Source organism: Pseudomonas salmasensis, from assembly GCF_014268375.2.
In the GTDB taxonomy this organism is placed as follows: domain Bacteria; phylum Pseudomonadota; class Gammaproteobacteria; order Pseudomonadales; family Pseudomonadaceae; genus Aquipseudomonas; species Aquipseudomonas salmasensis.
Genome location: NZ_CP077083.1, coordinates 1,238,497 through 1,254,832 on the forward strand (window position 1 = coordinate 1,238,497; position 16,336 = coordinate 1,254,832).

Sequence of the window (16,336 nt, forward strand, 5' to 3'; positions counted from 1 at the left end):
TTAGACGGATGATCAGATTGCTGTCGGTCATCTACTTTGTCCTGGAATACACTCAACGATCCTCTTGCCCATACTGATCCTCGGCTCCACCCCATACCCCAGCGCCTCATAAAACCCCACCACCGCGTCATTGCCGCCGGTGATCTGCAGGTTGATCTTCATGCAACCCAGCGCCGTCAACGCCTGTTCGGCATAGCGCACCAACGACGATCCCAGGCCATGGCGCCGATAGTCGGCATGTACCGCCACCGAATACAACCAGCCACGATGGCCGTCATAGCCAGCGAGGATGGTACCGATCACGGCTTTGTTGTCAGTGGCGACAAAGAACAACCCGTCATTGACCGCCAGTTTCTTATCAATCGCCAGGCTCGGCAGGTTATGGGCCGTGTCATAGCCAAACGCCTGCTGCCATAACTCGATGACCTGGGCACGGTGTTGACGGTCGCGATACGGCCCGATGGGGTGGCGGGACAACAGCGCCTTTTCCATCACCAGCGTGCGCTCGTTGCCGTGGTACACGTCGCGCACGTTGTGAAAACCCAACTTGGCGTAGAAGGCTTGCGCCGTCAGCGAGGACGGCACGCTCAAGACCGTCACGCCGGCTTCACGGGCACGCAGTTCGATCTCGATCATCAACAATCGGCCAATACCCTGCCCTTGCAGCGCTGGGTTGACGAACACCGAGCGCACCACATTGCCATCCAGTGCGGCCGTCGCGACGATCAGTTGAGCCTGAGTTGCCACTAACACCACCCGCCGCTGGAGCAACGCCAGCACAGCGTCGGGGGTGAAGTTGCTGGCAACCCGCGCAATCACATCCGCGGGGTAATCCCGTGCGTTGCTGCTGTGCAGCGCAGCCAGGATGACTTGGCTGATGCCCTCGGCATCTGAAGGTTGGGCAAGGCGAACAGCGGTAGACATGGTTCCTCCTGGCGGACACAACGATAACAATCACCACAATACCAATGTGGGAGCTGGCTTGCCTGCGATAGCGGTGTGTCAGCCAGATAAATGGGGCTGACACACCGCTATCGCAGGCAAGCCAGCTCCCACCCTTTGATCGCATTTCAAGCCGGCAGCCGATTCGGCTGCGCCACTCCCGTTTTCAGCTTTCTTGGCTGAGCCACCCCGCTGTTTCAGCCGGGATCCTTTCCTCACAACGCACAAAATAGCGGTACAAGATCCACCACGGACCCGTGCCCCCATGCAAACCACCAACACCGTCCTGATGATCCGCCCGGCGCGCTTTGCCTTCAACCCGGATACCGCGATCAACAACCGCTTCCAACGCCCGCCGCTGGACCCGCTCAGCGCACAGCACAAAGCACTGGAGGAGTTCGACGGTTATGTCGACACCCTGCGCCAGCACGGCGTGGAGGTACTGGTGGTGCAGGACACGCCGGCGCCCCACACGCCCGACTCGATCTTCCCCAACAACTGGTGGAGCAGCCATGCCGACGGCAGCCTGGTGCTCTACCCCATGGAGGGCCAGAACCGCCGACTGGAGCGCAACAAGGGCGTGCTGCAAGTCCTGGAGCAACGCTTTGCGATCAACACCACCATCGACCTCAGCCACCTGGAACAACAGAACATCTTCCTGGAAGGTACCGGCAGCATGGTGCTCGACCGCCAGCACCGCATCAGCTACGCCTGCCATTCGGGGCGCACCCACCACGCGGCGCTGCGCCAGTTTGCTGAACGCCTCGACTACCAACTCTGCGTGTTCCACGCCCTGGACCGCCACCAGGCACCGATCTACCACAGCAACGTGATGATGAGCGTTGGCCGCGACCTCGCGGTGGTGTGCCTGCAAGCCCTGCCCGACGACAGCGAGCGCCTGGCCCTGGAACGCTCCCTGCGTGACACCGGCAAGGACATCCTCAGCCTGGACTTCGACCAGCTGGAAGCCTTCGCCGGCAACATGCTGGAGGTCCACGACCGGGACGGCCAGCCGTTGCTGGTGATGTCCGCCAGCGCCTGGGGCGCCCTGCAGCCGGCGCAGCGCCAGCACGTGGAGCGCCATACGCGGCCGGTGGTGGTGAATATCGACAACATCGAACGCATCGGCGGCGGCAGTGCCCGCTGCATGCTGGCCGAAGTGCATCTGCCGGCCCGTCCCTCATTTCAATAAGGAGTCTTGCCATGACCCGTTATATCGACGTCAACGACCTCAGCTACCTGGTTTCGCAAAAAGGCCTGCAAACCTGCATCACCGAGATGGCCGACTACATTCGCGCCGACTACCTGCGTTGGCAGGATTTCGAAAAATGCGCGCGCCTGGCCAACCATTCACCGGATGGCGTGATCGAGCTGATGCCGGTGTCCGACGCCTCGCTGTACGCCTTCAAGTACGTCAACGGCCACCCGAAAAACACCCTGGCCGGCATGCTCACCGTGATGGCGTTCGGTGCCTTGGGCGACGTCGACACCGGCAAACCGGTGCTGCTGGCGGAAATGACCCTCACCACCGCGATCCGCACCGCTGCCACCTCGGCCCTGGTCGCCCGTTACCTGGCCCGCGCCAACAGCCGCAGCATGGCGCTGATCGGCAACGGCTGCCAAAGCGAATTCCAGGCCCTTGCCTTCCACGCCATGCTCGGCATTACGGAAATCCGCCTGTTCGACATCGACCCCCAGGCCACCGCCAAGCTCGCCGCCAACCTCAAGGCGTTCCCGGCGATCAAGGTGATCCTGGCCGCCAGCGTCGCCGAGGCGGTCAAAGGCGCGGACATTGTCACCACCGTTACGGCCGACAAAGCCTACGCCACCATCCTGACGGACGAAATGATCGAGCCGGGCATGCACCTCAATGCCGTGGGCGGTGACTGCCCGGGCAAGACCGAGCTGGACCGCCGTATCGTCGAGCGCGCCCGGGTGATCGTCGAGTACGAACCGCAAAGCCGCATCGAAGGCGAAATCCAGCATATGCCCGAAGATTCGCCGGTCACCGAGCTGTGGCAAGTGATCAATGGCCAACAGCCCGGCCGCGAGAATGACCGCCAAATCACCCTGTTCGACTCGGTGGGTTTTGCCATCGAAGACTACTCGGCCCTGCGCTACGTACTGGACGTGGCCAAGGCGCTGGATGTGGGCAGCGAGCTGGAACTGGTGCCAGACCTGGCCGACCCGAAAGACCTGTTTGCACGCCTGGCCCAGCAACCGGTTGTACAGCACAAAAAGCGCGCCTGAAACCGCTCTGGCCTGCCGCTTTGCGCCCAGGGCAGGCCAGATTTTGATGGGCTTAAAGCCGATTTTGCCGGTGCCGCAGCCGATTCCGCTGCATTGCTTGTTTTAACAGCGCAATTTGCGCTTTGCGCAGGGGGTAAACGACACAAAAAACGCACCATCATGAAGCATTCTCTGCTCCCAGTTATTCACTGCCCCTGACATCAATTACAAAATATAGGGACCGACACATGACTCCTCTGCGATCACTCTTCGCTGCGTTGCTGTTGCCACTGTGCGCCACTGCTGCCCACGCCCAGGACTGGAAAGAAATCCGGTTTGGCGTGTTCCCCGAATACCCGCCCTTCGAATCCGTCGCCGCCGACGGTAGCCTGCAAGGTTTCGATATCGAATTGGGCAACGCCATCTGCGCCAAGCTCGAAGTGAAATGCACCTGGGTGCACAACGAATTTGACGGCATGATCCCGGCCCTGCGGGCGCGCAAGTTCGACGCGATCATGTCCTCCATGGCCGTGACCCCGGCCCGCGAGAAAGTCATCGACTTCACCGACCGCCTGTTCCTCAGCCCCACCTCGGTGATCACCCGCAAAAACGCCACCTTCGGTGATACCCCCGAATCGCTGAACGGCAAGCAAGTTGGCGTGCTGCAAGGCTCGTTGCAGGAAGCCTATGCCCGCGCGCACCTGGCCAAGCTCGGTGCACAGATCAAGGCGTACCAGTCTCAGGAGCAGAACTACGCCGACCTGCAGAATGGCCGCCTCGACGCCACCCTGACCGACAAGCTCGAAGCCCAGCTCAACTTCCTGTCCAAACCCGAAGGCGCCGACTTCAAGACCGGCCCGGCCTTCAAGGACCCGACCCTGCCCCTGGACATCGCCATGGGCCTGCGCAAGAACGACCAGGCATTGCGTGAGCTGATCAACAAGGGCATCGCCGCCGTCCAGGCCGATGGCACCTACGCCCAGATCCAGAAGAAATACTTTGGCGATCAGGACATCTACAACGAGTAATACCCGCGCTAGCAAAACCCCCTGTAGGAGCGAGCTTGCTCGCGAAAATCGTCAACGATAACGCGTTAAACCAGCATGAACGCGCCGCCCTTGAGTTTTTCGCGAGCAAGCTCGCTCCTACATATAAAGAGATCTCCTTTCCATGAACGACCTCCTCAACCTGCAAGGCTACGGCCCCATGCTGGCCCAGGGTGCCTGGATGACGCTCAAGCTGGCGTTCCTCGCCCTGGCCCTGAGCCTTACCCTGGGCCTGGTCGCCGCTGGCGCCAAACTCTCCAGCGCCAAATGGCTGCGCGTGCCGGCCACGCTCTACACCACGTTGATTCGCAGCGTGCCGGACCTGGTGCTGATCCTGCTGATCTTCTACAGCCTGCAACTGTGGCTCAACGATCTGACCGAAGCGTTCGGCTGGGACTACGTTGAAATCGACCCGTTTACCGCCGGGGTGATCACCCTGGGGTTTATCTACGGTGCATATTTCACCGAGAACTTCCGGGGCGCGATCCTCAATGTGCCGGCAGGCCAACTGGAAGCCGCCACCGCCTACGGCCTGAGCCGCTGGCAGCGCTTTCACCTGGTGCTGTTCCCGCAACTGATGCGCTTTGCCCTGCCGGGTCTGGGCAATAACTGGCTGGTGCTGCTCAAGTCCACGGCGCTGGTGTCGATCATCGGCCTGTCAGACCTGGTCAAGGCCGCGCAAAACGCCGGCAAATCCACCAGCGAGCCGCTGTACTTCCTGATCCTCGCGGGCCTGGTGTACCTGGTGATTACCACCCTCTCCAACCGCATCTTCAAGCGCCTGGAACGGCGCTACAACCTGGGCATCAAGGGGATGGCGCGATGATCGAACTGTTCCAGCAATACGGCCTGGCCTACCTGTTCAGCGATGGCAGCGGCCTCTCCGGTGTCGCCATGACCTTGTGGCTGTTCATTATCTCGGTGGTGCTGGGCTTTGGCCTGTCGATCCCCCTGGCGCTGGCACGCGTGTCAGAGCACTTCTGGCTGCGCTGGCCGGTGGAGGTCTACACCTACCTGTTCCGTGGCACGCCGCTGTATATCCAACTGCTGATTTGCTACACCGGGCTGTATAGCCTGGAAGTGGTGCAAGACAACGCCTTGCTCAACCAGTTTTTTCGCAATGCGCTGAACTGCACGCTGTTGGCGTTTGTACTCAACACTTGCGCCTACACCGTGGAAATCTTCGCCGGGGCGATCCGCAACATTCCCCATGGCGAGATCGAAGCGGCACGCGCCTATGGCTTGCACGGCTGGCGGCTGAACCTGTTTGTGATCGTGCCCGCCGCCTTGCGTCGCGCCCTGCCGGCCTACAGCAATGAAATGATCCTGATGCTGCACGCCACGTCGCTGGCGTTTACGGCCACCGTCGCCGACATCCTCAAGGTCGCCCGCGATGCGAATGCCGAAACGTTCCTGACCTTCCAGGCCTTCGGCATCGCCGCCCTGCTCTACATGCTGCTGTCCTTTGCACTGGTGGGCCTGTTCAGGCTGGCCGAACGTCGCTGGATGCGCTTTCTTGTTCCTACCCGAGGCTAACCCATGAATCAGTCCGCGCAGGCCCTGGCCGCTTATCCAATAGATGTACCCGTCAGCAAAACCGCCACGGCGGCCATCAAGCTGCAAGTCGAAGGCATCCATAAACGCTACGGTGAACACGAAGTGCTCAAGGGCGTGTCCCTCAATGCCCGCCAGGGCGATGTGATCAGCCTGATCGGCGCCAGCGGCTCGGGCAAAAGCACGATGCTGCGGTGCATCAACTTTCTGGAACAGCCCGACGCCGGGGTGATCACCCTGGACGGCATCAGCATCGAAATGCAGCCAGGCCGCGCCGGCACTCGCGCACCGCACCAGGCGCAACTGCAAAACCTGCGCACGCGCCTGGCCATGGTGTTCCAGCATTTCAACCTGTGGAGCCACATGACCGTGCTGGAAAACATCACCATGGCCCCGCGCCGGGTGCTGAACGTGAGCGCCGCCGAAGCCGAGAAACGTGCGCGGCTGTACCTGGACAAGGTCGGCCTGCCCAGCCGCGTGGCGGACCAATACCCGGCGTTCCTGTCCGGCGGCCAGCAGCAGCGCGTGGCCATTGCGCGGGCGCTGGCGATGGAGCCGGAGATTATCCTGTTCGATGAACCCACCTCGGCCCTGGACCCAGAACTTGTAGGAGAAGTGCTTAAAGTCATACAGACGTTGGCCGAGGAAGGTCGTACCATGCTGATGGTCACCCACGAAATGGGCTTTGCCCGCCAGGTGTCCAGCCAAGTGCTGTTCCTGCACCAGGGCCGAGTCGAGGAACACGGCGGCGCCGAGATCCTCGACCATCCCACCAGCGAACGCTTGCAGCAATTTCTTTCCAACCGTTTGAAGTGAACTCATGGATACCAAGGCCAACGGACCCCATTCTTCCCCTACGCTGGATCGCATCGACGAAGCGATCATCGACGTACTCAGGCATCAGGGGCGTATCACCTACGAAAAGCTCTCGTCATTGGTGCACCTCACCCCCCGGCCCTGCCTGGAGCGGGTGCGCAAGCTGGAGCGACGCGGGGTGATCCGTGGGTATGGGGCGATCATCGATGTGCAGATGGTCTCACCGGGGCTGTCGCTGCTGGTGCTGGTGGCCTTGTCCAACCAAAGCGGGCGCTCGGCGCAAAAGGCGTTCGAAGCCTGCGTGAAAGCCTGCCCGCAGGTGTTCGAATGCCAGTTGATCAGCGGGCCGTTCGATTACAGCCTGCGCATGCGTTGCCGCGACATGGAGCATTACCGGGTGCTGACCGAGACCTGGTTGAACAATGATGAGTTGCACATTGATAAGTTGGTGGCGCATCCGGAGTTGGCGGTGGTCAAGAACACTGCGACCGAACTGGCCTGATCCAGTTGGTTTGTGTAGCTCGTTCCCACGCTCTGCGTGGGAACGCATCCAATGACGCTCCGCGTCACAACTTCAAGAGCAGACGCGGAGCGTCCAGGGTGGCATTCCCACGCAGAGCGTGGGAACGATCAACATAGCGGTGCATCAGTCACCCCACATCTGACTGGTCGACCGCCATCGCAGGCAAGCCAGCTCCCACATTGAGTGGGTTTGCAATTCTTTTGCCTGGCTTGGCCCCCACCAGCTTCGCCTGCCCATCCTTTTGCTTGCCCGTACGCGCCTCGCTGATCAGCCCCGGAATCAACTTGCCCTCCGGCAAATTCTTCCAGAAGCGGCTGGGCAAATGCCCTTCCATAACCTTGGGATTCAACCGCGCCGGGTTGAAGATGTGGCTGTAGTAGGTCAACCACATGGCGCTGTGGGGGTCTTCGACATTCTGTGCCAATTGCTGCCAGGCCTCGGGGCACTGGCGCTGGTGAATCAGTTGCTCGCCGTCGTAATACACCCCGTCCAGGGGCGTGGCGATCATCCAGCGATGGCGGCCCATGCGCCCGATAAAATGCTCGCTGGCGCTCTTGAGAATGTCATGGGCCGGCTCATGCCAGGCCACGTACTCCGGCAGTTCCGGCCCCGCCCCGGCCGGCAGCGCGATGAAGCGCACAAACGCGTGCAAGTGGTGAGCCTCCCGGCTGACTTGCTTGATGCGCCGCTGCAATTCGCTGCCAAGCTTGTCCCCCGCGAGCATGGCCGTGCGATCACCATGGCTGACCCGCCACAGCACTTCATACAACAGGCTCCAGCGTTGATCACCGTGATAACAGGCGGCGGACTCCAGTAATTGCAACAGCGCCTTGGGTATGCGCGCCTGAAACGGCCCCAACTCCGGCGGGATCGGTTCATCGGTGGCGAACAGGTCCGCCGCCTGCATCTGGCCCCAGCTGACCTGGCTGGGGTCGACCTGATGGCTGAGCAACCAGCGTGCCTGTTCGCGCCAGGTGCTGAACAGGTTGTCGCATTCCAGGCTGATCATCCCCACAGCCCCATCTGTTGCGGCTGCGGGCGATCACGCAGTTGTTCACGCAGCAACACACTGGTGCTGTCGGCCTGTTGCGGGTGGTAGTCGCTGGTGATGAAAAACGGCTTGGCCTTGGCCAGCACGCAGCGCATGCGCGCCAGGTCTTCGAAGCGGATCTTGCGTTCACGGCGCAGGTCGACCAGGCGCTGGGTGGTGCGCAGGCCGATACCGGGGATACGTGCGATCAGGGTAGGCTCGGCGCGGTTCAGGTCCAGGGGGAACACCTCGCGATGCTCCAGGGCCCAGGCCAGCTTGGGGTCGATATCCAGTGCCAGGTGGCCGGGGCCGGCGAACAGCTCATTGGCGCTGAAACCGTAGCTGCGCAACAGGAAATCAGCCTGGTACAAGCGGTGCTCGCGCATCAAGGGCGGCGCGGCCAAGGGTACGCTTTTCGGACTGTTGGGGATGGGGCTGAATGCCGAGTAATACACGCGGCGCAGCTTGAAATTGCCGTACAACGCCTCGGCACCGTGCAGGATGGTGCTGTCGTCGGTGTCGTCGGCACCGACGATCATTTGCGTGCTCTGCCCGGCCGGGGCGAAACGTGGCGCGCGGGGTTCGTTGAGTACCGTCTGCTCGCCGGTGTAGATGGTCTGCATGGCCTGCTTGATCGAGCCGATCTGCTTCTCGGGCGCCAGGGTTTGCAGGCTGGCATCAGTGGGCAGTTCGATATTCACGCTGAGGCGATCGGCATAACGGCCAGCCTCGGCGATCAGGGCCGGGTCGGCATCGGGGATGGTCTTGAGGTGGATATAGCCGCGAAAGTCATGCTCTTCGCGCAGCAGCTTGGCGACCCGCACCAATTGTTCCATGGTGTAGTCCGACGAACGGATGATGCCGGAGCTGAGGAACAGCCCGCTGACGCAATTGCGCTTGTAGAAATCCAGGGTCAGGGTGACCACCTCCTCCGGGCTGAAGCGCGCACGGGGCACGTCGCTGGAGCGGCGGTTGACGCAGTATTGGCAGTCGTAGAGGCAGAAGTTGGTGAGCAGCACCTTGAGCAACGACACGCAACGGCCATCGGGCGTGTAACTATGGCAGATGCCCATGCCATTGGTGGAGCCCAGCCCCGCCTTGCCCTCGGAACTGCGCTTGGGCGCGCCACTGCTGGCGCAGGACGCGTCGTACTTGGCGGCGTCGGCGAGGATGCTGAGTTTTTCGATCAACTGCATGGAGGGCTACCGATACTGGTTTTTTGTACAGTACCAATAGCCACACCTTGTCACAAGTGCCGTCTGTAGGAGCGAGCTTGCTCGCGAAGAGCGCGAGAGCGCCGCGTTCATTCAGAAGAGGCGCGTTAGCGTTGACGTGCTTCGCGAGCAAGCTCGCTCCTACAGGGGATCGGTCAGCTGGCGGTTGCCAGCAGCAAGTCCTGCACCGAACGCGCTTTGCCACGGTGATGGTCCAGCGCATACAACGACGCCGCAATCTCATCGGCCCGAATCGGCAGCACCGACAGCAAGGTATCGCTCAAGCCATGGCTGGCCTGGCTGAAGCCCTGGATGTAGATGCCGGCCTTGCAGCGTTCGTCGGTGACGATGCGGTAGTCGCGGGCCACCTCAAAGTCGCCCATGTAGGCCTCCAGCGGCGCCAGCAGTTCACGGTGCATCTGGCGCTCGTAGCCGGTGGCCAGGATCACCGCGTCGTAATGGTTGAGGCTGGTTTCGCCGGTGGCGGTATTACGCAGGGCCAGTTCGATGCCCAGCGGGCCAGGGGTGGCCTTCTCCACCACGGTGAGGGTACGGAACGCCTGGCGGGCGATGCCGGAGACTTTCTGGCGGTAGAAAATCCCGTAGATGCGCTCGATCAGGTCCAGGTCCACCACCGAGTAGTTGGTGTTCTGGTATTCGGCGACCAAACGCTCACGCTCGGCACCGACTTGCTGGAATACCAGGTCCGTAAAGGCCGGCGAGAACACTTCGTTGACGAACGGGCTGTCATCGGCCGGTTTGAGCGCCGAGCCGCGCAGGATCATGTCGACCTGCACCGACGGGAAGCTGTCATTGAGGTCGATAAAGGCTTCCGCCGCGCTCTGGCCACCGCCGATCACGGCGATGCGCATCGGCTTGCCGTCTACACACGGCTGGTTGGCCATGCGCTCCAGGTATTGGGAATGGTGGAACACCCGGCTGTCGCCCTTGAGCGCCTTGAACGCATCGGGGACGCGCGGCGTGCCGCCGGCGCTGACCACCACCGAACGGGTGGTGCGCACATGCTGCTCGCCCTGGGCATCGCGGGAGATCACGCGCAAGGCCTCGACCTGCTGCTGATGCAGGATCGGCTCGATGGCCAGCACTTCCTCACCGTAGTTGGCCTGGGCCTGGAACTGCCCCGCCACCCAGCGCAGGTAGTCGTTGTACTCCATGCGGCAGGGGTAGAAGGTGCCCAGGTTGATGAAGTCCACCAGGCGGTCGTGGGCCTTGAGGTAGTTGACGAAGGAGTACGGGCTGGTGGGGTTGCGCAGGGTCACCAGGTCCTTGAGGAAGGAAATCTGCAGTTCGCTCTGGGTCACCAGGGTATTGCCGTGCCAGCGGTAGTCGGCTTGTTTGTCGAGAAACAGCACGTCCAGCTTGCCCTGGGCCTTTTCACGCTCCTGCAGGGCGATGGCCAGCGCCAGGTTCGAAGGGCCGAAACCGATCCCGATCAGGTCATGAACCGCGGGCGAAGCAATTGCCTGTGTCATTCCAGTGTCCTCTGGATAAGCCCCATGGCGGTGGGGCGGGAATACCTTCATGGCCTGAACAACAGGCCGTGTGTTGATAGGAAACGAGGACAGTGAAATAAAATTTAACTAACAGCCGATCAGTGCGCTTCCCACTCGCGCATACGTACCCGGCAGTGCTTCATCGCGTTGACGATATGTTTTTCCACCAGGCTGCGGGAAATGCTCAGGCGTTCGGCAATTTGCAGGTGGGACAGGCCTTCGAGTTTGCGCAACAGGAAACTGTCGCGACAGGCCGCCGGCAGCTCGGCCAAGGCGCGTTCGAGCATCTCCAGGCGCTGGCCCTGGTCGTGGCTGGCGTGGGGTGAACAGGCGGCGAAGCGTTCTTCGCTGTCCAGCACCTCCAGGGGCTCAACCTGGCGCAAGGCGTTGCGCCGATGACCGTCGATCACCAGGTTCAAGGCGGTGCGGTACAGGAAGGCGCGGGGCTGTTCGATCGGGGTGTCGCTTGCGCGCTCGAGCACCCGCACATAAGCGTCATGCACCACATCTTCGGCCACCTGACGGTTGCCCAGCTTGGCGTTGAGGAAACACACCAGCTCGCGATAGTAGTTTTCCAACATGACTCCTGACCCCACGGCCTTATTACAAACGACACCCACCCCCTGTAGGAGCGAGCTTGCTCGCGAAAAACCCAAGAGCACATCCCCTTACCTGGACGCACCCTCAACCATTGGCGGTTTTGCCATCACCGATGATGGCAGTTTGAGTGTGTGCAATTTATAGTAATTCTCATCTACTTTTAAAGAACTCTCTCATCAGCGGTCGGTTTTTTTCGCCACTGGAGCTGTAACTACTTATGTAACAGCCTAAATTCCGGGGCATTTTCCTCGTTTACCTGTCAGCTCTGCGCGACTGCGCCCCGAACTTTCCTGGCTGGAAGCTACCCATGAAACGCCCTCGACCTGCCCGACGCGCCCTGCTTGTGGTGGCGTGCCTGATTCCCATCGTTGCGTTTGCCACCTGGCAGGGCCTGACGCCGGGCCGCGATGCCCTGGCCACCGTCACCGTGACCCGCGCCGACATCGAAAACAGCGTCACCGCCCTGGGCACCCTGCAACCGCGACGCTATGTGGACGTCGGCGCCCAGGCCTCCGGGCAGATCCGCAAGATCCACGTCGAGGCCGGCGACCAGGTCCAGGAAGGCCAATTGCTGGTGGAGATCGATCCTGCCACGCAAAAAGCCAAGCTCGACGCCAGCCGCTATGCCATCGAAAACCTGCAGGCCCAGTTGCAGGAGCAGAAAGCCCAGCACCAACTGGCCCGCCAGAAGTACCAGCGCCAGCAGCGCCTGAGTGCCGGCAACGCCACCCGCGAGGAAGACGTGCAGACTGCCAAGGCTGAACTGCGCGCGACCCAGGCCCGGGTCGAGATGTTCCAGGCACAGATCCGCCAGGCCCAGGCCAGCCTGCGCAGCGATGAGGCCGAGTTGGGCTACACACGCATCTACGCACCGATGACCGGCACCGTGGTGGCCGTGGACGCGCGCGTCGGCCAGACCCTCAACGCGCAACAGCAAACCCCGCTGATCCTGCGCATCGCCAAGCTGTCGCCCATGACGGTGTGGGCGGAAGTCTCCGAAGCCGACATCGGCCATGTCAAACCCGGCATGAGCGCGTATTTCACCACCCTGAGCGGGGGCAGCCGGCGCTGGACCAGCACCGTGCGCCAGATCCTGCCGATCCCGCCCAAGCCCTTGAACGAAACCCAGAGCAACGGCAGCCCGAGCAGCACCAGCAAGAGCGGCACTGGCCGAGTGGTGCTGTACACCGTTCTGCTCGACGTAGACAACGCCGACAACGCGCTGATGGCCGAGATGACCACCCAGGTCTTTTTCGTCGCAAGCCAGGTTAAAGATGCCCTCACCGTACCGGTCGCTGCCTTGCAAGGTGTGCCCGGCTCCGCAGCGCAAATCGCCCGGGTGGTGGCCAAAAACGGTGCCATCGAAGACCGCGAAGTGCGCCTGGGTATCAGCGACCGCCTGCGCGTCGAAGTGCTCGGCGGGCTGAACGAGGGCGACCACCTGTTGATCGGCCCGGCTGACAGCCATGGGGGCTGAATTGACCACGCCCCTGATTGAACTCAAAGGCCTGCGCAAATCCTACGGCGGCGGCGACAGCCCACAGGTCGATGTGTTGCGTGGCATTGACCTGTCGATCCATGCCGGCGAGTTCGTCGCCATTGTCGGCGCGTCGGGCTCGGGCAAATCGACGCTGATGAACATCCTCGGCTGCCTCGACCGCCCCACCGAGGGTGACTACCTGTTCGCCGGGGAAAACGTCGCCCACCTGGGCAGCGACGAATTGGCCTGGCTGCGCCGCGAAGCCTTTGGTTTCGTGTTCCAGGGCTACCATTTGATTCCCTCAGGCTCTGCCCAGGAAAACGTCGAGATGCCGGCGATCTATGCCGGCATCAGCGCCACCGAGCGCCATGCCCGCGCACGCGCCCTGCTCACCCGCCTGGGCCTGGCCGAGCGCACCGGCAATCGGCCGCACCAGTTGTCCGGTGGGCAACAGCAACGGGTGTCCATCGCCCGCGCGCTGATGAACGGCGGCCATATCATCCTCGCCGACGAACCCACCGGCGCCCTCGACAGCCACAGCGGCGCCGAGGTCATGGCCTTGCTCGACGAACTGGCGAGCCAGGGCCATGTGGTCATCCTGATTACTCACGACCGTGAAGTGGCGGCGCGGGCCAACCGCATCATCGAGATTCGCGACGGCCAGATCATCAGCGACTCGGCAGACACCCGCGCGGCCACCCCCAGCGTGGCGGCCGGCGCCTTGCACGCCGTAGACCTGCGCCAACGCCTGGCCGACGGCGCCGAGCACAATGGCGCCTGGAAAGCCGAATTGGTGGACGCGGTGCAAGCCGCCTGGCGGGTGATGTGGATCAACCGTTTTCGCACGGCGCTGACGCTGCTGGGCATTATCATCGGCGTCGCGTCGGTGGTGGTGATGCTGGCGGTGGGCGAAGGCAGCAAGCGCCAGGTCATGGCGCAGATGGGCGCGTTCGGCTCCAATATCATTTACCTCAGCGGGTCTTCGCCCAACCCGCGTACGCCGCTGGGTATCGTGTCCCTCAACGACGTCGCTGCCCTGGCGACGCTGCCTCAGGTCAAGCGCATCATGCCGGTCAACGGCACCGACGCGGGTGTGCGTTTCGGCAATGTCGACTACATGGCCTATGTGGGGGGCAACGACACCAACTTCCCGGAGATTTTCAACTGGCCGGTGGTCGAGGGCAGCTACTTCACCGAGGCCGACGAACGCGCCGCCGCCACGGTCGCCGTGATTGGCGCGCGCATCCGCCAAAAATTGTTCAAGGACGTGGCCAACCCCATCGGCCAGTACATCCTGATCGAGAACGTGCCCTTCCAGGTGGTCGGCGTACTGGCGGAAAAAGGCTCCAGCTCCGGCAACAAGGACAGTGACGACCGTGTCGCCATTCCCTACAGCGCCGCCAGCGTCCGCCTGTTCGGCAGCTACAACCCCGAATACGTGGCGATTGCCACCACCGATGCGCGCAAGGTGCATGAAGCCGAACGGGCCATCGACCAGTTGATGCTGAAGCTGCACAACGGCAAGCGCGACTACGAGCTGACCAACAATGCCGCGATGATCCAGGCCGAAGCGCGTACCCAGAACACCCTGTCGCTGATGCTCGGCTCGATTGCGGCGATTTCGCTGTTGGTGGGCGGCATCGGCGTGATGAATATCATGTTGATGACCGTGCGCGAACGCACCCGTGAAATCGGCATCCGCATGGCCACCGGGGCTCGCCAGCGCGACATCCTGCGCCAGTTCCTCACCGAAGCGGTGATGCTTTCGGTGGTCGGTGGCCTGTTCGGTATTGCCCTGGCCTTGCTGGTGGGCGGCGTGCTGGTTCTGGCTGAAGTGGCGGTGCAGTTTTCCCTGGTGGCGGTGCTCGGTGCGTTTGGCTGTGCGCTGGTCACCGGTGTCGTATTCGGCTTTATGCCGGCCCGTAAAGCTGCCCGGCTCGATCCGGTTAAGGCGTTGACCAGTGAATAAACGATCTCTCACTCCACAACTGTCAGCGCTCAGTGTGTGCCTGTTGCTCACGGCCTGTGGCGCTAACCCGCCCGCCATCGACAGCGGCATCGCTGCGCCCGCCGCCTGGCACTATGCCGAACGTGAGGCAAACCAGGCCACCAATCAACGCTGGTGGACGCAGTTTGGCAGCCCGGCGTTGAACCGCCTGATCGACCAGGCCCGCCGTGACAGCTTCGACGTGGCGGCCGCTATGGCACGTGTCCGCCAAGCCCAGGCCACGGCGGTGATTGCCGGTGCACCGTTGTTGCCGGAGCTGAAGTTCAACCTCGGCGCCAGCCGCCAACGGCTGTTGCGCGGCAGCGGCAACTCGGAGCTGGACGCCACCGAGAGCAACAGGACCGTCACCAACTATGACGCCAACCTCACGGCCAGCTACGAAATCGACTTCTGGGGTGGCCGCGCCGCTGCCCGCGACAGCGCCGTGCACAGCCTGCAGGCCAGTGAGTTCGATCAGGCCAACGTGGAGCTGACCCTGCTCAGCAACGTCGCCGACCGCTACGCGCAAACCCTGGCCGCCCGCCAGCGCTTGCAGATTGCCGAGCTCAACCTGGCGAATGCGCGCAATGTACTGAACCTGGTACAGACCCGCTTTGATGCCGGTTCCGCCACGGCCCTGGAACTGGCGCAACAGAAAAGCCTGGTGGCCGGTCAGCAACGGCAACTGCCGCTGATCCAGCAATCGGCCGAAGAAGCGCAAATCACCCTCGCCGCCTTGCTCGGCCAACCCGTGCAGGCCCTGGAGCTGGGCACAGAACCCTTCCAGGCACTGAGCTGGCCAAGTATCGGGCCCGGCGTGCCCAGCCAGTTATTGAGCCGGCGCCCCGACCTCGCCCAGGCCGAGGCCCAGTTGGCGGCGGCCAGTGCCGACGTCACGGTGGCCCGTGCAGCCATGCTGCCGACGGTGACGTTGGGTGCAACGCTAGGCTCGGGTGCGTCCAAGGCCGAAGAGATCCTGCGCAGCCCCTTCTACACCCTGACCTCGGGCCTGATGGCGCCGATCTTCAACAATGGCCGGCTGAGCGCCGAGCGCGACAAGGCTCGGGCGCGCCAGGATGAACTGCTGCAAACCTACCGCGGGGCGATCATCAACGGCTTTGCCGATGTGGAAAAAGCCCTCAGCAGCATCACCCGCCTGGACCAGCAACGCCAGTGGCAAACCGAGGAACTGCAACAGGCGCAGACCGCCTTCCAGATTGCCCAAAGCCGCTATGAAGCCGGCGCCGAAGACCTGCTCACGGTCCTGGAAACCCAACGCACCCTGTACGACGCCCAGGACCAGAACGTGCTGCTGCGCCTGTCGCGCCTGCAAGCCAGCATCGCCCTGTACAAGGCACTAGGCGGTGGCTGGAACACCGATATCTGATAAACGAAACTCAT

At 62.5% G+C, this 16,336-nt stretch carries 15 protein-coding genes; 10 read left to right on the forward strand and 5 right to left on the reverse strand.

Annotated features, from left to right (window positions below; genetic code table 11):
- Positions 1-27: 27 nt before the first annotated feature.
- Entirely contained in the window at positions 28-924 is an 897-nt protein-coding gene (locus HU731_RS05140) for a GNAT family acetyltransferase (protein WP_186608975.1), read from the reverse strand.
- A gap of 283 nt (positions 925-1,207) precedes the next feature.
- Here HU731_RS05140 and ctlX point away from each other — a divergent pair, with 283 nt between their 5' ends.
- The 7 genes from ctlX to HU731_RS05175 all read left to right on the forward strand — a co-directional run bounded on the left by ctlX (position 1,208) and on the right by HU731_RS05175 (position 7,089).
- Positions 1,208-2,134: a citrulline utilization hydrolase CtlX gene (gene ctlX, locus HU731_RS05145; RefSeq protein WP_186608973.1), complete on the forward strand. Its 927-nt coding sequence runs from the start codon at positions 1,208-1,210 to the stop codon at positions 2,132-2,134.
- Positions 2,135-2,145: 11 nt separating this feature from the next.
- Positions 2,146-3,192, forward strand: coding sequence for an ornithine cyclodeaminase (gene ocd / locus HU731_RS05150; RefSeq protein WP_098950920.1), 1,047 nt, complete (start codon positions 2,146-2,148; stop codon positions 3,190-3,192).
- Between the two features lie 227 nt (positions 3,193-3,419).
- On the forward strand, positions 3,420-4,199 hold the full coding sequence (locus HU731_RS05155; protein ID WP_032896457.1) for an ABC transporter substrate-binding protein: 780 nt from the start codon (positions 3,420-3,422) through the stop codon (positions 4,197-4,199).
- A 142-nt stretch (positions 4,200-4,341) separates the two neighbouring features.
- The gene (locus HU731_RS05160; protein ID WP_186608972.1) at positions 4,342-5,043 is read left to right on the forward strand and encodes an ABC transporter permease; all 702 of its coding nucleotides are present in this window, start codon (positions 4,342-4,344) and stop codon (positions 5,041-5,043) included.
- Positions 5,040-5,753, forward strand: a complete 714-nt coding sequence (locus tag HU731_RS05165) for an ABC transporter permease (protein ID WP_014719024.1) — start codon at positions 5,040-5,042, stop codon at positions 5,751-5,753. The genes HU731_RS05160 and HU731_RS05165 overlap by 4 nt, the downstream gene beginning before the upstream one ends.
- Before the next feature lie 3 nt (positions 5,754-5,756).
- Positions 5,757-6,587, forward strand: a complete 831-nt coding sequence (locus HU731_RS05170; RefSeq protein ID WP_202889578.1) for an ABC transporter ATP-binding protein — start codon at positions 5,757-5,759, stop codon at positions 6,585-6,587.
- Positions 6,588-6,591: 4 nt separating this feature from the next.
- Positions 6,592-7,089 carry an Lrp/AsnC family transcriptional regulator gene (locus tag HU731_RS05175; protein WP_003192319.1) on the forward strand — a complete coding sequence of 166 codons (498 nt, stop codon included), beginning with the start codon at positions 6,592-6,594 and terminating at the stop codon, positions 7,087-7,089.
- 148 nt (positions 7,090-7,237) lie between these two features.
- Here HU731_RS05175 and HU731_RS05180 read toward each other — a convergent pair whose 3' ends face one another.
- The 4 genes from HU731_RS05180 to HU731_RS05195 all read right to left on the reverse strand — a co-directional run bounded on the left by HU731_RS05180 (position 7,238) and on the right by HU731_RS05195 (position 11,449).
- Positions 7,238-8,119 carry a TIGR03915 family putative DNA repair protein gene (locus HU731_RS05180; RefSeq protein ID WP_186608971.1) on the reverse strand — a complete coding sequence of 294 codons (882 nt, stop codon included), beginning with the start codon at positions 8,117-8,119 and terminating at the stop codon, positions 7,238-7,240.
- Positions 8,116-9,336 (reverse strand): putative DNA modification/repair radical SAM protein, encoded by a 1,221-nt coding sequence (locus tag HU731_RS05185; protein WP_186608970.1) that lies wholly within the window; start codon positions 9,334-9,336, stop codon positions 8,116-8,118. Before HU731_RS05185 ends, HU731_RS05180 begins: the two co-directional genes overlap by 4 nt.
- Before the next feature lie 173 nt (positions 9,337-9,509).
- Positions 9,510-10,847, reverse strand: coding sequence for a lysine N(6)-hydroxylase/L-ornithine N(5)-oxygenase family protein (locus tag HU731_RS05190; protein ID WP_186608969.1), 1,338 nt, complete (start codon positions 10,845-10,847; stop codon positions 9,510-9,512).
- 119 nt (positions 10,848-10,966) lie between these two features.
- Positions 10,967-11,449, reverse strand: a complete 483-nt coding sequence (locus HU731_RS05195; RefSeq protein ID WP_186608968.1) for a sigma-70 family RNA polymerase sigma factor — start codon at positions 11,447-11,449, stop codon at positions 10,967-10,969.
- Between the two features lie 326 nt (positions 11,450-11,775).
- On the opposite strand from HU731_RS05195, the gene HU731_RS05200 reads away from it, so the two are divergent.
- From HU731_RS05200 to HU731_RS05210, 3 genes are read left to right on the forward strand one after another with little or no spacing between them, the layout of a single operon-like run.
- Positions 11,776-12,945 (forward strand): efflux RND transporter periplasmic adaptor subunit, encoded by a 1,170-nt coding sequence (locus tag HU731_RS05200; protein ID WP_003192327.1) that lies wholly within the window; start codon positions 11,776-11,778, stop codon positions 12,943-12,945.
- Positions 12,935-14,917 (forward strand): MacB family efflux pump subunit, encoded by a 1,983-nt coding sequence (locus HU731_RS05205; protein WP_186608967.1) that lies wholly within the window; start codon positions 12,935-12,937, stop codon positions 14,915-14,917. The genes HU731_RS05200 and HU731_RS05205 overlap by 11 nt, the downstream gene beginning before the upstream one ends.
- Positions 14,910-16,322, forward strand: coding sequence for an efflux transporter outer membrane subunit (locus tag HU731_RS05210; RefSeq protein WP_186608966.1), 1,413 nt, complete (start codon positions 14,910-14,912; stop codon positions 16,320-16,322). The genes HU731_RS05205 and HU731_RS05210 overlap by 8 nt, the downstream gene beginning before the upstream one ends.
- The last annotated feature ends 14 nt before the right edge of the window (positions 16,323-16,336 follow it).

Bases quoted from the DNA above. Each gene is read 5' to 3' on its own strand.
- ctlX (WP_186608973.1), top strand. From the start codon at position 1,208: ATGCAAACCACCAACACCGTCCTGATGATCCGCCCGGCGCGCTTTGCC.
- ocd (WP_098950920.1), top strand. From the start codon at position 2,146: ATGACCCGTTATATCGACGTCAACGACCTCAGCTACCTGGTTTCGCAA.
- HU731_RS05195 (WP_186608968.1), bottom strand. From the start codon at position 11,449: ATGTTGGAAAACTACTATCGCGAGCTGGTGTGTTTCCTCAACGCCAAG.
- HU731_RS05155 (WP_032896457.1), top strand. From the start codon at position 3,420: ATGACTCCTCTGCGATCACTCTTCGCTGCGTTGCTGTTGCCACTGTGC.
- HU731_RS05200 (WP_003192327.1), top strand. From the start codon at position 11,776: ATGAAACGCCCTCGACCTGCCCGACGCGCCCTGCTTGTGGTGGCGTGC.
- HU731_RS05180 (WP_186608971.1), bottom strand. From the start codon at position 8,119: ATGATCAGCCTGGAATGCGACAACCTGTTCAGCACCTGGCGCGAACAG.
- HU731_RS05175 (WP_003192319.1), top strand. From the start codon at position 6,592: ATGGATACCAAGGCCAACGGACCCCATTCTTCCCCTACGCTGGATCGC.
- HU731_RS05170 (WP_202889578.1), top strand. From the start codon at position 5,757: ATGAATCAGTCCGCGCAGGCCCTGGCCGCTTATCCAATAGATGTACCC.
- HU731_RS05205 (WP_186608967.1), top strand. From the start codon at position 12,935: ATGGGGGCTGAATTGACCACGCCCCTGATTGAACTCAAAGGCCTGCGC.
- HU731_RS05160 (WP_186608972.1), top strand. From the start codon at position 4,342: ATGAACGACCTCCTCAACCTGCAAGGCTACGGCCCCATGCTGGCCCAG.
- HU731_RS05190 (WP_186608969.1), bottom strand. From the start codon at position 10,847: ATGACACAGGCAATTGCTTCGCCCGCGGTTCATGACCTGATCGGGATC.
- HU731_RS05185 (WP_186608970.1), bottom strand. From the start codon at position 9,336: ATGCAGTTGATCGAAAAACTCAGCATCCTCGCCGACGCCGCCAAGTAC.
- HU731_RS05140 (WP_186608975.1), bottom strand. From the start codon at position 924: ATGTCTACCGCTGTTCGCCTTGCCCAACCTTCAGATGCCGAGGGCATC.
- HU731_RS05165 (WP_014719024.1), top strand. From the start codon at position 5,040: ATGATCGAACTGTTCCAGCAATACGGCCTGGCCTACCTGTTCAGCGAT.